This window comes from Mycolicibacterium novocastrense (genome assembly GCF_001499835.1).
GTDB lineage: Bacteria > Actinomycetota > Actinomycetes > Mycobacteriales > Mycobacteriaceae > Mycobacterium > Mycobacterium novocastrense.
This window is the reverse complement of the sequence record NZ_LQIH01000019.1, coordinates 18,351-31,981: the sequence shown is the minus strand read 5'-3', so window position 1 is coordinate 31,981 and position 13,631 is coordinate 18,351. Positions and strand designations below refer to the sequence as shown.

Genomic DNA, 13,631 nt, shown 5'->3' with positions numbered 1-13,631 from the left:
GGGCTAACTCTCGTCGGCCAGCCACTTGCGTACGAGATCGCCGTCGTGGGCCTCGACCGATCGCAGCTCCGTCAGCGTCGGATGCCCGGCATCCAAAAGTGCGCTGTCGGTGTCCTCCTCCGGTTGGTCGGGCACCTCCACCTCGGTCAGGCGCACGCCCCCGTTGCGTACCTCCTCGACTTTCGTCTGCACCGCACCGCCGCGGGCCAACCGCGCGTGGCGGATCGGTCCGATCTCATCGGCGGGCCGGTCCGGGACGTTGAGCGAGAGCACGGTGCCCTCGGGTGCGTCGAGCAGTAGATCCAGCACCGGCGCCAGCAGACCGGCGGCGGTCTTCCAGTGCCGCTCCCCGGTGGGGTGCAGCGCGACGTCCAGCGATACCGCCAGTGCGCGGGTGTCACTGATCTTCGCGGTGAGTGCCGCGCCGACGGTTCCGGAGTGCAGGATGGCCCGGCCGACGTTGGCGCCGTGGTTGATTCCGGACAGCACGAGGTCCGGCCGAGGATCGAACCAGCCGTTGAGCGCGGCGGCGACGATGTGTCCGGGCTGGGCCTGCACCGCCCACGCCTCGACACCGTCAAGGGCGGCCAGCTTGCGTTGCTCGACGACCGTTCGGCCATCCCGGCGGACTGCGCTCAGCGCGGCGCTGGCCCCGCTAGCCTGTTCGGCCGGGGCGGCCACGATCACCTCCAATCCCGCCTCGAGCGCCGCACCCACCAGTGCGTGCAGGCCGGGGGAGTCGATTCCGTCGTCGTTGGTCACCAGTGCGCGCGGCACGTTCCACCTCCTCCAGTTCGATGGCCCTACGTCAGCGGGCGCAACTCCACGCGTTCGGCAAGCGTCTCCACGGCGCGCGCACCGCCGGTGCCCAACCCGTGCCGCACGACGTTGAGCGCGCCGCACGCCGCCCCGATCTGCAACGCCCGGCGCAGCGGGCGGCCGCTGGCCAGTGCGGCGACGATGCCGGCGGTCATCGAGTCCCCGGCACCGGCCGAATCGGCCGGTTCCAGCGTCGGCATCGTGATCTCGAGAACGTCACCGTCGTCGTCCTCCTCGCCGAGCAGCGCCAGGGCGGGGGCGTCACCGGAGCGCGACACGACGATCGTGTTCGCGCCTTCGTCTCGCATGCAGCGCATGGCCGCGACAAGATGCTTCGCGTCCTCGGATTTGGCCCTGCCGTCGTCGAGCAACTCTTCGTGGCTGACCTTGATCAGGTCCGGTCCGCCGGCGAGCACCGCCTCGAGTCGCTCGCCGGACAGGTCCGCCGCCACCTTGCAGCCGTTGGCGCCGAGGTCGGTGGACAGGCGCCGGTACAGGTCGGCGGGCAACACGTCGTCTTCCTGCGGGCCCGACAGCAGGACCCGACCGTGGGTCAAACCCTCGGTCAGGGTGAGCTCGTAGAGGGAGTCCAGTTCGTGGCGGTCCAGGGGGCTGCCCGCGGCCTCGGCGACAACCTCGCGGCCGCCCGAGCGGCGGTCGTGCACATAGGATCCGTTGCGTGCGCTGACCGGCACCGTCTGCACGGTGACGTTCTGTGCGGGCAGAAGGTGGCCCAGGACGTCGCCCGTCTCGCCGCCGAGGGCCGAGCACAGCACGACCGGCACGCCGAGCGAGGACATCATGCGCGACTGCCAGACACCCTGGCCGCCGGCGTGGACGTGGATGTCGGCGTCGCCCGATCGGTTCTCGACCGTCACGGTGAGCACGGGCAGCGGGGCGAAAATGACCACGGCGGCCGGTCCGGATGCGTCGCCGTCGGATTCGTCGCCGCGAGATTCCCTGTCTGTCATGGGTTGCGGAGTACCCAGCCTGAGCGCCGACTACCCGGCGACATCACGGAGGGCTCCGCGCCGACCAACGTCGAGCGCGCCGCGACTAGAGTCCGTTGGCATGTCACTGGCAGCGCAGTTGTGGACGGAGAACGCCGATGTGGTGGCCGAGGTGCTGGCCAACCCGTTCGTTCGGGGCATCGGGGACGGCTCACTGGACCGCGATCTGTTCGCGGGCTACATCGCGCAGGACGCGTTCTTCCTCGAATCCTTCGCTCGCGCATATGGTCTGGCGTTGGCCAGGAGCTCGGACACCGCCACGCTGCTGACCTTCGCCGACCTGCTCGCCGGCGTGCGTGAAGAGCTCGGCCTGCACGCGTCCTATGCCGCGTCGTGGGGGATCGACATGGCCGGCGTCGAACCCGCCGCGGCGACACTGGCCTACACCGAGTTCCTGCTGGCCACCGCCGCCACCGCCGACATCGGCGTCGTGTGCGCGGCGATGACACCCTGCATGCGTCTGTACGCGCACATCGGGGTCACGCTCGACGCCGACGCCGCCGGGCCCTACGCGCAATGGGTGCAGACCTACGCCGATCCCGGTTTCGAGGAGGTGGCGTCACTCTTGGAGCGACTGCTCGATCAGCAGGCCGACGACGTGTCCGCCGCACGGATCGCCTATCGGCGCGCGATGCGGCTGGAGCTGGCGTTCTTCGACGCGGCCTTCAACCGCGGGGATCAGACGTAGCGCGGGCGACCGGCCAGCGCGCCGAGCGCGATCTGCGCTACGTATACGCCGAGGAACATCATCCACGGTACGGTCCACCCGTGCGTCACGTCGTGCAGTAGCCCGAACAGGAACGGGCCCACACCCGCGATCAGATAGCCGAATCCCTGTGCCATGCCGGACAATTGCGCGGTGTCTTCGGCGTTTCGGGCCCGCAGCGCGATCACGGCGAGCGCCAGGGCGAACACACCCATCCCGACTCCGATCAACACGCTCCACAACACGGGCTGCGCGGCAGGCGCGAGCATCAGGCCGAGCGTGCCCACCAGCCCCACGGCGCCCAGGCCGACGATCCATGCGCTCTGCGCGCGACTGCGCGCGGCCAGCGGGGCGATCACCAACGCGATGGGCACACCGACCAGCGAGGTGAGGCCGACGAGCAGACCGGCCTGGGTCTTCTCGACGCCGTTGTCGATGAATACCTCTGGCAGCCAACCCATCACGATGTAGGCCATCAACGACTGGCAGCCGAAGAACAGCGTGACCGTCCACGCCAACCGGTTTCGCAACAGTGAGCGTCTGCCCCCGGCGGGGGCGGTGCTCGCTGCCCAGGTGCCTGCGTGTCGTCGCGAGGTGGGTAGCCACGCCATGAGCGCGACGAAGGAAACCGCCGCCCACGCCGCCAGCGCGGCGCGCCACCCGCCCAGCGGATCCTCGAGGCCGGGTGTCACCGCCGACCCCAGCGCGCCGCCGCCTTGCAGTGCGGCGGTGTAGATCCCGGTCATCAGCCCGACCCGCGCGGGGAAGGATCCCTTGATCACCACGGGAATCAACACGTTGGCCAACGCGATCCCCGCGCACGCGATCAGCGTCGCCGCGATCACGGTGTGCGGGCCGCCGACGGTGCGGGCGAGCAGGCCGACGGTGAGCGCGGCCAAGGCGGCCGAGATGGTGCGACCGAGCCCGATGCGGGCGGCGAGCCGGGGCGCGGTGAGTCCCGCCACCGCGAAACACAGCGCGGGCACTGTGGTGAGGAGACCGGCCCACGTCGCCGAGACCCCGAGTTCGGAACGCATCTCACCGAGCAGGGGCGCCACACTGGTCACGGCCGGGCGCAGGTTGAGAGCGGTCAGGACCACCGCAAGGGCCAGCAGCGCACCGCCGGCCACCACCGAAATGGGAGCCTGATCGGCCTCGGCGGGATCCTTGACGCCCACGGCCAGCCGCGTCGGTGACACGTCTTCTTCATCATCCCGCCGGCCGACACGCATCCTGCTAATCTGCCATACATCCCATGATTGGTTGAAAGGATGTCTCTGTGCCGTTGGTCACCGCGCACCGGTCGGGCCTCGTCGATCAGGTCATCGAGCAGTTGCGGGACACGGTCGCGCGGGGGGAATGGCCGGTGGGACTGCGCATCCCCAACGAGACGGTCCTGGTGGCGTCGCTCGGGGTGGGCCGCAACACCGTGCGCGAGGCGGTCCGGGCCCTGGCCCACGCCGGCATCCTCGAGGTGCGACAGGGCGACGGCACCTATGTCCGGGCCACCAGCGAGGTGTCGGGTGCGCTGCGCCGGCTCTGCGGCGCCGAGTGGCGCGATGTGCTCGCGGTCCGGCGCGCGCTGGAGGTCGAGGGTGCCAGGGCCGCCGCCGTCCGCCGAACCGACGACGATCTCGCCGAGTTGCGCGCCTTGTTGGCGCGCCGAGACGCCTGCCTGGCCGGCGGGGACACCGACGAATTCGCCCGCGCCGACGCCGAATTCCACCTCGCGGTGGTCCGCAGTTCGCACAACGCCACGCTGACGGAGCTGTACCGGGGGTTGATGGAAGCCATCACGGCAAGCGTCGCCAGCGGCCAGGACGCCGCCGTGGAAGTCGTCGACCACGGTGTGCTGCTCGAGCACATCGCCGCCGGTGACGTCGAGCAGGCCGCACTGACCGCAGCCCAGATCATCGACGGGGCTCTCGCCGGCCTTCCCCCGACCGACGGCTGATCTCACCCCCGGGCAGCGGGGCGTGGCCTGCTACCCAGGGCGACGACCAGAGCGGCCGCGGCCAGTGACAGGGCGCCGACCACCCACAGCGCGACCCTGCTGTTGCCGGTCAGATCGGTGAGCCAGCCGGTGATGTATGGCCCGCCGAAACCGCTCAGATTTCCGAGGGAGTTGATCAGTGCGATCCCGCCGGCGGCCGCCGCTCCGGTGAGGAAAGACGATGGCAGGGACCAGAACACGGGTAGGGCGCACATGACGGCGCAGGTGCACAACGTGACGGCCAGCATCGCAAGGTAGGCATCGGTCATGTAGAGGGCTGCGGGGATGGCGACACCGCCCACGATCGCCGGGATGGCGACGTGCCAGACCCGCTCGCCGGTCCGGTCGGAGTGCCAGGCCCAGGGCACCATGACGATCGCGGCCACGGCGTAGGGGATCGACGTGACCAGTCCGCGCTGGATCACGTTGAGATGGACGCCGTACTCCTCTTGGAACCCGGCGACGATGGTGGGCAGGAAGAACCCGACCGCGTACAGCCCGTAGGTGATGCCGAAGTAGATGAACGCCAGGGCCAGTATCCGCGGATGGGTCAGTGCCTTCTTCAGCGGCCAGTGACCACCACTACTCTCGGCAACGGCCCGCTCATCGTCCAATGTGGTTTGCAGCCAGCGCTTTTCGTCGTGGTTCAGCCAGCTCGCGACGGCGGGCCGGTCGGTGAGATAGAACCAGCAGATCACGCCCAGTAGGACGGCGGGAAGCCCCTCGACCAGGAACATGAACCGCCAGCCGGCCAACCCGAACAAGCCGTGTCCCCAGTCGATGATCAACGACGAGACCGTCGCCCCGACCGCGGTCGAGACCGGTACGGCGACCATGAACAGCGACACCGCCCGCGACCGCTGCTTCTCGGGAAACCAGAACGTCAGGTACAAGATGATGCCCGGGAAGAAGCCGGCTTCGGCCACGCCGAGAAGGAAGCGTAGAACGATCAGCGTCTCCGCGTTCGGTACGAAGGCGATTGCCGCGCTGATGATTCCCCAACTCACCATGATCCGCGCCAGCCAGCGCCGGCCACCGAACTTGTGCAGGGCGATGTTGCTGGGCACTTCGAGCAGCAGGTAGCCGAGGAAGAAGATCCCCGACGCGAAGCCGAACATCTTGGCGCTCATCGCGAGGTCGTCGTTCATGCCGTTGGGCCCGGCGAAGGCGATGTTGACCCGATCGAGATAGTTGACGATGTAGAGCAGGACGAGGAATGGAATCAGGCGCCTGCTGACCTTCGCCAGCGTCCTGTCCTCGAGGGCGCGATCCGGCAGGTAAGTGCTCACGCCTACTGCGAGGTCTCGATGCTCGACATCACCAATTGCAGATACGGGCGGTAGAGGTCTTCGCCGTCCAGATGACTGTCCAGGGTGATGCCGTCATTGGCGGCCAGAATCACTCGGGCCAGGGTCTCGGCCTCCATGGTGAGGGCCCCGCCGATCCGGGCGACGTTCTTGCTGATGAACTCGCCGAGCGCGCGAACTGTTTCAAGACGCTGAGCGGCGACGCGTTCGCCGGCATCGGGGTTGCGCAGCAGGAACAACTTCAGCTCCAAACCGAGTGCCGCCCGGTCTGTTCCGCGGCTCAGTTGGCGCCACCGGTCGGCCAACTCGTCGAGGTCGACGTCATCGAGTCGATGGAACGACATCATCACCTCGATGAACCCGTCGAGGAAGCGCTGCCGCTGGCGGTCCACGACCGCCAGGAACAGCTTCTCCTTGGCGCCGAACTGCGAATAGATGGCGCCCCGAGTGAATCCCGCGGCGTCGGCGATCTCCTCGAGCGCTGCACCGGTCAGGCCCTTGCGAGCGAACACCTCCTCCGCGGCATCCAAGAGGATCTGCCGGGTGTGCTCGGCACGCCGCTCTTTCGTCCACCGCTCGGCCACGGGGTCATCCTCTCACCAAACTGGCCGACGACGGCCGAGCCACGGACTCGACGGTTCGGATCTGCGAGTCGAGGAGGAGGTCGGCGAACAGGTCTGCATCCACGACATCGTTCGACCAGAACTGCTCCGATGGCTCGACGTGAGTGTCGAGCCCAGCGGCGTGCAGGGCATAGCCCTTGAATCTCCGGGCCGCCGGACTCAGCTCATGGCGGACGGGGTATTTGGGCTCAGCCGGCTCGCAGTCGGCACGCGGTCCCCAGAACAGAAACTGCGAACCCAGCCCGGCCCGTGGCAGCGTCACCCCCGTCGTGCGTCGGTTCACAGAAGGCGAATCGCCAGGCAGGACTCGGATGTGCATCACCCGACCAGCCTTCGCCGGTATCTCCTCGGGTTCCCCAGGCGACCGGGTGCGGGTTCCGAGAATGGTCAGCGCCGTTGAGTGGGCGGTGTCTTCGGTGACGACGACGACGCGCCATCCCGCACGAACGCGGTCGAACATCAGCCCGCCGGCGTGACGCACCGCATCCGCGACGGTGGCGCTGACCACGTCAAGTCGGTAGTTGCTCAACGCCAGCCTCCTTGGTCGTTCCGAAAGGTGTGATCCCGACCACCTTTATACACGGTTGTATCTTCAATACGTTCGTGTATATGGTGAATCACGTCACAGGCGGTGGACGCTCGGATCCATGCCACAGCCCAGGCGGGCCAAGCCTCGTCCGGCATGGGATTCCGGCACCCCGCGTGCTCTCGCCGACTGAGGAGGACTCCCTTGATGCCAGCAACGCGGCCAGGAGAATGGCTCGACCCGGACTCCGGGCTGGGTCTCGGACTGGAAGACGTCCAGCCGGGGACGTTCAACACGACGATTCGCACCGACCGCTACACCTGTCCCGAATACGCCGCGGGTGAGCGGGAGAACATCTGGATGCGCGCGTGGCAGATTGTGGGCCGGGTGGACGAGCTGCCAAAACCCGGCGACTGGAAAAAGTACGACATCATGGATCAGTCGTTCATCATCGTGCGCGGAAAGGACGAGAAACTCCGCGGTTTCGTCAACGCGTGCAGGCACCGCGGCAACGCGCTGTGCATCACCGAGACCGGAAATGCCAAGCGCGGCTTCCTGTGTCAGTACCATCTCTGGTCGTATGACCTCGAGGGCAGGCTCAAGGGATTGCTGCGCGAGAACCTCGCCGGGCCGATCGACAAGACCGAGAACTCGCTGCTTGCGGTGTCGGTCGACACCTTCGCCGGATTCATCTTCCTCAACCCCGACCCCGAGGCGCAGCCGCTACGGGAGTATCTGGGCGAGGACGTGGTCACGTTGCTCGAGCCCTACAACATCGACAAGTTCACCACTGTCATGGATGTCACCGAGGCCATCGAGTGCAACTGGAAGGTCGTCATGGACGCCTTCGAGGAGGGCTACCACATCAACGGCATCCACCCTCAGCTGTTGCAGGTGTTGCACATCAATCCGAGGACCGCGCGTTACCGGTTCTTCGAAAACCACAGTGTCGCAATGGCTCCGTTCGAGGTCACGGGTGCCAGTGCACAGGAGCAGGTCGAAGGCATGCTCGCGCTGCCGGAGACCTTCCCCGGGACTGTTGCGGTGATCCCGCGATTCCAGGAACTCCTCGCGCCGTATCAGGACGAGGACGGAAAGGTCACGTTCCCGGACGACGTCACCCCTCGCCTCCTGCTGCAACAGGCCACCCGGGAGGTGTTGACCGGCATGGGCCTCGACGTCAGCGCTCTGACGGACAGCCAGATGGTCGACAACCAGGGCTGGGTGTTGTTCCCCAACTACTTCATGACCGTTCGCGCAGGCGAATGCCACGTCATCATGTCAAGACCGCACCCCGACGGCGACCCGAACCGCTGCATCTGGCACGTGGCCAGCTACATGTACGTCCCGGAGGAGTTCCGCGAAGCCGTGCGTGCCGAGGCGATCGTGGTGGACACGCCAGGCAGCTACAAGTACTTCGAGGCGCTCCAGCAGGACTACGAGCAGATGCCTCGCCAGCAGAAGGGTTTGCGCAACGACCGGCTCGACCACATGTCGCTCGTGAAAGAGGAAGTCGTCATCGCGCATTTCCATTCGGTGATCGACCGCTACATGGCCAACACCGCGACCAATTGAGGGATCCAAAATCAAATCGAAAGAAGACACAATGACTCTCGAGGAGCGCATCGCGCACCACATCCGAATGGCCGAGGCCTACCGTGATGCCTACTTGCGCCAAGGTGTGCAAGACGGTGAAGCCTTCGCGGACACGTGGAAATTCGCTCCTGACGGGGTTTACGTCTCGCCGTACTTCACCGGCGATGAGGTGTTCAAGCTCAGCGAGTTTCCCGCGGACACCGCTAAGGCCTCCACGATGGAGGCCAAGGCGTATTCGCTGAGCTTTCCCGACTGGAAGCCTGCCGATTTCGCCTACTGGCCGGCCGACCACGGCTTCGTGATGAAGACCCGATGGGAGGGTCACACGACTGACAACGTCAAGATGGGCTTCTACTCGTACAGCTTCGTCGATACCGACGAGCACGGGCAGATCACCCGGTGGGAAACCCACGTCAACGACGAATACAACGCCTTTCTGGACGTCGCCATCGGTGTCCACGGTCCGTTCCACGGCACTGGCGAGTACCTGGACGCGCTCGAGCGCCGCCTGGCTGAAGCGGGGGTGACGGTATGACAACCATCGACGACCTCCTCACCACGACAACCGGTCGGTCGCGTGCCGTGCTGGAGTACAGCCAGATCACCAAGCGATTGGTCGACAGTGCGAAGCGGCCCGGCTTCACCGTCGAAAGCTGGGCACCGCTCGGAGAACTGATCGCCATCGATGAGTTCGTCCGCGTCGGTCCGTTCAAAGAGGTGATGGACTGGAACCAGTACACCGAGTTTCTGACGAACTGGGCCATGTCATCGGACTGGGACTGTTCGTTCCAAAGGATAACCGAGACACCGGATTTGGTGTTCCTCGAACTCGAAGAACGTAGCCGCATCGGTGACTTCAGCAGCGTGGTCAATTCCCTGTCGGTCTACGAGTTCGACGCCGACGACAAGGTGCGGCGCATCGCCGTCTATCTACAGATGGAGATGCCTAGCGGCGCGCCGATGCCGAGTTTCGACGACGGCGGGGCAGGGGAGTGACCAAGCCGGAGGCCGCGGCCAGAGCAGCTGATCTGGACGAGGTGGACTTCTTCACCGACAACGAAATACTGCGTGATCCCTACGATTTTCTCGCCGCCGCTACTCCTACCTACCGACCTTCATCCTGCGCGGGCTGACCCGCCTGCACATCGAATTCTCCTAAGGGCTCTACCAATATGCCGTTCGAAGACACCACCGCCATCGTCACCGGCGGTGCCGCCGGCCTTGGCCTTGCCATCACCGAGGCGCTCACCGCACGTGGCGCGAAAGTCGCGATATTCGACATCACCACCGATGAAATCGAGACCCAGGTCGACCGCTTGCGCCGCGACGGCGCGAAGGTCGCCGGTTACGTCGTCGACGTCTCAAACCGTGCCGCAGTGGAGTCCGCAGTGGCCCAGGTCCGAGCCGACCTCGGCCCGGTGTTGATGCTGATCAACAACGCCGGCATCGAGCAGTTCGGCAAGTTCGCCGAGATCACCGACGAGCAATGGGACCGGGTGATGGCGGTGAACCTGCGCGGACCGTTCATCTGCACCCAGGTGGTGCTGCCCGACATGCTCGACGCACAGTGGGGTCGCATCGTCAACATCTCGTCGTCGAGTGCACAGGGCGGACAGTCCCGCATGGCGGCGTACGTCAGTTCCAAGGCCGGGGTGATCGGATTCACCAAGAGTCTCGCGTTGGAGCTGGGGCCGAAAGGCATCACGGTCAACACCATTCCGCCCGGCATGGTGGTCACTCCGATGTTGGAAAAGGCGATCGAGGAAGGGCGGTTCACCGCGTCACTGGAGCATTTCGCCAAGATCACCCCGGTCCGCCGCGCGGGTCGGCCCGAGGACATCGCCAACGCCGCGATCTTCCTGTGTCAAGACGAATCCGATTACATCACCGGCCAAGTCATTCCCGTCAACGGAGGACGCCGGACATGACGGGCACCCAGAGCACACCGCCGCTGCTGACACCGCTGACGGCCGAGGAATGGGGTGACGACGAGTACGCCGCGTTCGGTGCACTAATGGGCCTTCCGGGGCAGAAGGTTCCCCGGGCGGGTTCCGGCCATGCCGCCGACCCCCTCAAGTTCGACATCATCGGCCTGCTCGCACGCCACCCCAAGATGGCCCGCCGATTCCTGACCTTCAACGGTTGGCTGCTGCAGCGCGGCGAATTGCCGCTGCGCCTGCGCGAACTGGCGGTGCTACGGGTGGCGCTCACCCGGCGGTCCGCCTTCTTCTGGGGGGAGCACTTCAAGGTCGCGACGGATGGCGGCGTACCGCAGGAAGACATCGCGCGCCTCGCGAAGGGTAACGAGGGTTTCGCCGGTGCCGACCGGTTGGTGCTCGACGCCACCGACGAACTGATCAGCCAGGGCCGCGCCGAGGAAGCTACGTGGCAACGCCTCACCGACGAACTCGGCACGCACCAGGCGATGGAACTCATCTTCGTCGTCGGCACCTACGCGATGCTGGCAATGGCGTTCGACACCTGGCGTCTTGCCCCACCCGCCGGCAGCCCGCCGCTACCCGAGCTGCCCGCGACCAGCACCAGTCAGCTCTAGCCGCAGCGACATTCAGGTCGGCGCCTGTCCGGCAACAGCTTTGACCCCGAGCCGATCGTCGGCGGCCCTGTGATCCGCTCCGGCCGCCCTGCGAGACGTTTCAAGTGGCTCCCGAATGGAAACCCGCCGCCGCGAGCAGGCCTGCCGTCAATGACGGTTATCGGCACCGAGACAGTCGCGATAGGGAGACATCGATGGCGGACGACCGCGCACCCAAAGAAGCCGTCAAGGGCATCGTCGAAGAGGCCAAGGGCAAGGCCAAGGAGGCGGCCGGGACGCTACTCGGCAACGAAGAACTCAAGCGCGAGGGCCAGGCCGACCAGCACAATCCGTCTTACATTCCCGGCGCGCCCGGTCCGGAGGCGCCGTCGTTCGACGAGCCGACCGCCCCGCGCGAGCCCCTGCCGCCGAAGCCCGATCAGACTGCACCGAAACTGCGCACGGCCACGGGGGCTTCCGCCGAGGGACCGATGACCGCCCGTGGGCAGCAGGGTGCGTACCTCACCACCGCGCAAGGCGCGCGGCTCTACGACACCGACCACTCCCTGAAGGCCGGCGAGCGTGGGCCGACTCTGTTGCAGGACCACCACCTCCGCGAGAAGATCACCCACTTCGACCACGAACGGATCCCCGAGCGGGTGGTGCACGCCCGCGGCGCGGGTGCGCACGGTGTGTTCCGCGCCAACGGTGCCGCCGAGAAGATCTGTAAGGCGGGCTTTCTGAAGTCCGGCGCGGAGACCGAGGTCTTCGTCCGCTTCTCCACCGTCCTGGGCAACCGCGGTTCGGCCGACACGGTGCGTGACACCCGCGGCTTCGCCACCAAGTTCTACACCCACGAAGGCACCTTCGACCTCGTCGGTAACAACATCCCGGTGTTCTTCATCCAGGACGGTATCAAGTTCCCCGACGTCGTCCATGCCGCCAAACCGCATCCGGATCGCGAGATCCCGCAGGCACAGAGCGCACACGACACCTTCTGGGACTTCGTCTCGCTGCACACCGAAGCGCAGGCGCACACCATGTGGAACATGTCCGATCGCGGAATTCCGCGGTCCTACCGAATGATGGAGGGGTTCGGCGTCCACACGTTCCGGTTGATCGGGACCGACGAATCCACGTCACTGGTGAAGTTCCACTGGAAGCCCCGGCTCGGTGTGCACTCCCAGGTGTGGGAAGAAGCGCAGATCACCGGTGGGGTGGATCCGGACTTCCATCGACGCGACCTCGCGGACGCGATCGAGAAGGGCGTCTACCCCGAGTGGGACCTCGGGGTGCAGGTGTTCCCGGACACCCCGGAGCAGATGTTCGAGGGCATCGACTTGCTCGACCCGACGAAGATCGTGCCCGAGGAATTGGCCCCGGTGCAGGTCATCGGGACGCTTCAGCTCAACCGCAACGTGACGAACTTCTTCGCCGAAACCGAGCAGGTGGCATTTCACCCCGGCCACCTGGTGCCCGGGATCGACATCACCGACGACCCGCTGCTTCAGGCGCGGCTGTTTTCCTATCTCGACACTCAGATCACCAGGCTGGCGGGCCCGAACTTCAGCCACATCCCGATCAACCGGCCCCACGCTCCGGTCAACGACATGTTCCGCGACGGGTTCCACCAGTCCGGCGTGCATCCCGGCGTGGCACCGTACAAGCCGAACTCGCTGGACGGCGGTTGCCCGTTCCTCGCGGGCGCGGACACCGGTGCGTTCATCGAGGTGCCCACCGTCGTTCCTGAATCGACGAAACGCCGCGACGCACCGGCCACCTACGACGACCACTTCAGCCAGGTGACCCTGTTCTACCGCAGCCTGAGCGCGGCCGAACAGGAGCACGTCGCCGAGGCGTACACCTTCGAACTCGGCAAGTGCTACGAGCAGGCGGTCAAGGAGCGCCAGTTGGTGGCCCTGGCGAACATCGACGCCGACCTGTGCGCGAAGGTGGCCGAGGGGTTGGGTCTCGAGGCGCCGGCTCCCACCGTCGCCCCCGTCGATCCCGTGGTGCTCAGCCCCGCGGTGTCACAAGTCGGTGAGGAATGGCCCGTCGAGGGCCGCCAGATCGGCATCCTCACGGGCCCGGACTCCGACCTCGCCGGCGTGGCGGCCGCCGTCACCGCGATCGCGAACGCCAAGAACGTGCCGTTCGTCGTCGCCGCGCACGGCGGCACGCTCGAACACGACGGCGCCCCCATTCCGATATCGCGCACCTACGCGACCGCCCGCTCGGTGGAGTTCGACGCGATCCTCATCGCGGGATCGCCGACCAATGCCAAAGCGAAAACGATTGTCGACGAGACGTTCCGGCACCACAAGGCGATCGCGGTGCTGCCGGAGGGGGCCGAGCTTGCTGCCGCTGCGGCGGTTCCGACCGACGGGCCCGGGCTGTTCTCCGGTTCCGATTCGGCGACGCTGGCCCAGTCACTGCTCAACGCGCTCGGCCAACACCGGGTGTGGGACCGGGTGGTCGTCGCCTGACGGTTCTGCCCGGGCGGCGACACCGCCACCTC

At 66.6% G+C, this 13,631-nt stretch carries 15 protein-coding genes; 9 read left to right on the top strand and 6 right to left on the bottom strand.

Annotated elements, in window-relative coordinates:
- Positions 1-3: 3 nt before the first annotated feature.
- Positions 4-777 carry a 5'/3'-nucleotidase SurE gene (gene surE, locus AU072_RS15220; protein WP_064414552.1) on the bottom strand — a complete coding sequence of 258 codons (774 nt, stop codon included), beginning with the start codon at positions 775-777 and terminating at the stop codon, positions 4-6.
- Between the two features lie 26 nt (positions 778-803).
- On the bottom strand, positions 804-1,790 hold the full coding sequence (locus AU072_RS15215) for a 1-phosphofructokinase family hexose kinase (protein ID WP_064414551.1): 987 nt from the start codon (positions 1,788-1,790) through the stop codon (positions 804-806).
- 100 nt (positions 1,791-1,890) lie between these two features.
- Between AU072_RS15215 and AU072_RS15210 the strand changes: the two genes are divergently transcribed.
- Positions 1,891-2,517 carry a TenA family protein gene (locus tag AU072_RS15210; protein ID WP_064414550.1) on the top strand — a complete coding sequence of 209 codons (627 nt, stop codon included), beginning with the start codon at positions 1,891-1,893 and terminating at the stop codon, positions 2,515-2,517.
- Here the strand turns inward: AU072_RS15210 and AU072_RS15205 are convergent.
- On the bottom strand, positions 2,508-3,767 hold the full coding sequence (locus tag AU072_RS15205; RefSeq protein ID WP_082680849.1) for a CynX/NimT family MFS transporter: 1,260 nt from the start codon (positions 3,765-3,767) through the stop codon (positions 2,508-2,510). The two genes, AU072_RS15210 and AU072_RS15205, sit on opposite strands and share 10 nt — an antisense overlap.
- Before the next feature lie 47 nt (positions 3,768-3,814).
- On the opposite strand from AU072_RS15205, the gene AU072_RS15200 reads away from it, so the two are divergent.
- On the top strand, positions 3,815-4,489 hold the full coding sequence (locus AU072_RS15200) for a FadR/GntR family transcriptional regulator (RefSeq protein ID WP_064414549.1): 675 nt from the start codon (positions 3,815-3,817) through the stop codon (positions 4,487-4,489).
- Positions 4,490-4,491: 2 nt separating this feature from the next.
- Here AU072_RS15200 and AU072_RS15195 read toward each other — a convergent pair whose 3' ends face one another.
- Genes AU072_RS15195 through AU072_RS15185 form a run of 3 tightly spaced genes read right to left on the bottom strand, consistent with a single transcriptional unit; the run spans position 4,492 to position 6,987 of the window.
- On the bottom strand, positions 4,492-5,817 hold the full coding sequence (locus AU072_RS15195; RefSeq protein ID WP_064414548.1) for an MFS transporter: 1,326 nt from the start codon (positions 5,815-5,817) through the stop codon (positions 4,492-4,494).
- Between the two features lie 2 nt (positions 5,818-5,819).
- Entirely contained in the window at positions 5,820-6,419 is a 600-nt protein-coding gene (locus AU072_RS15190) for a TetR/AcrR family transcriptional regulator (protein WP_064414547.1), read from the bottom strand.
- Between the two features lie 4 nt (positions 6,420-6,423).
- Complete coding sequence (locus AU072_RS15185; protein ID WP_133147290.1) at positions 6,424-6,987, bottom strand: hypothetical protein; 564 nt, start codon at positions 6,985-6,987, stop codon at positions 6,424-6,426.
- Between the two features lie 204 nt (positions 6,988-7,191).
- Here AU072_RS15185 and AU072_RS15180 point away from each other — a divergent pair, with 204 nt between their 5' ends.
- The 7 genes from AU072_RS15180 (at position 7,192) to AU072_RS15155 (ending at position 13,599) form a co-directional block, all read left to right on the top strand.
- Entirely contained in the window at positions 7,192-8,559 is a 1,368-nt protein-coding gene (locus AU072_RS15180; protein WP_064414545.1) for an aromatic ring-hydroxylating oxygenase subunit alpha, read from the top strand.
- Between the two features lie 31 nt (positions 8,560-8,590).
- Positions 8,591-9,115, top strand: coding sequence for a hypothetical protein (locus AU072_RS15175; RefSeq protein WP_064414544.1), 525 nt, complete (start codon positions 8,591-8,593; stop codon positions 9,113-9,115).
- Complete coding sequence (locus AU072_RS15170; protein ID WP_064414543.1) at positions 9,112-9,576, top strand: hypothetical protein; 465 nt, start codon at positions 9,112-9,114, stop codon at positions 9,574-9,576. Before AU072_RS15175 ends, AU072_RS15170 begins: the two co-directional genes overlap by 4 nt.
- Positions 9,573-9,713 (top strand): hypothetical protein, encoded by a 141-nt coding sequence (locus AU072_RS28325; RefSeq protein WP_165595603.1) that lies wholly within the window; start codon positions 9,573-9,575, stop codon positions 9,711-9,713. The genes AU072_RS15170 and AU072_RS28325 overlap by 4 nt, the downstream gene beginning before the upstream one ends.
- Before the next feature lie 39 nt (positions 9,714-9,752).
- Complete coding sequence (locus tag AU072_RS15165; RefSeq protein WP_064414542.1) at positions 9,753-10,508, top strand: SDR family NAD(P)-dependent oxidoreductase; 756 nt, start codon at positions 9,753-9,755, stop codon at positions 10,506-10,508.
- Positions 10,505-11,134: a carboxymuconolactone decarboxylase family protein gene (locus AU072_RS15160; RefSeq protein ID WP_064414541.1), complete on the top strand. Its 630-nt coding sequence runs from the start codon at positions 10,505-10,507 to the stop codon at positions 11,132-11,134. Before AU072_RS15165 ends, AU072_RS15160 begins: the two co-directional genes overlap by 4 nt.
- A gap of 194 nt (positions 11,135-11,328) precedes the next feature.
- A complete protein-coding gene (locus AU072_RS15155) occupies positions 11,329-13,599 on the top strand; it encodes a catalase (protein ID WP_064414540.1) in 2,271 nt (756 codons plus the stop codon).
- The last annotated feature ends 32 nt before the right edge of the window (positions 13,600-13,631 follow it).

What these genes read in the sequence shown, in the direction of transcription:
- AU072_RS15215 (WP_064414551.1), bottom strand. Translation starts at nt 1,790, where the DNA reads ATGACAGACAGGGAATCTCGCGGCGACGAATCCGACGGCGACGCATCC.
- AU072_RS15210 (WP_064414550.1), top strand. Translation starts at nt 1,891, where the DNA reads ATGTCACTGGCAGCGCAGTTGTGGACGGAGAACGCCGATGTGGTGGCC.
- AU072_RS15205 (WP_082680849.1), bottom strand. Translation starts at nt 3,767, where the DNA reads ATGCGTGTCGGCCGGCGGGATGATGAAGAAGACGTGTCACCGACGCGG.
- AU072_RS15180 (WP_064414545.1), top strand. Translation starts at nt 7,192, where the DNA reads ATGCCAGCAACGCGGCCAGGAGAATGGCTCGACCCGGACTCCGGGCTG.
- AU072_RS15175 (WP_064414544.1), top strand. Translation starts at nt 8,591, where the DNA reads ATGACTCTCGAGGAGCGCATCGCGCACCACATCCGAATGGCCGAGGCC.
- AU072_RS15170 (WP_064414543.1), top strand. Translation starts at nt 9,112, where the DNA reads ATGACAACCATCGACGACCTCCTCACCACGACAACCGGTCGGTCGCGT.
- AU072_RS15165 (WP_064414542.1), top strand. Translation starts at nt 9,753, where the DNA reads ATGCCGTTCGAAGACACCACCGCCATCGTCACCGGCGGTGCCGCCGGC.
- AU072_RS15160 (WP_064414541.1), top strand. Translation starts at nt 10,505, where the DNA reads ATGACGGGCACCCAGAGCACACCGCCGCTGCTGACACCGCTGACGGCC.
- AU072_RS15155 (WP_064414540.1), top strand. Translation starts at nt 11,329, where the DNA reads ATGGCGGACGACCGCGCACCCAAAGAAGCCGTCAAGGGCATCGTCGAA.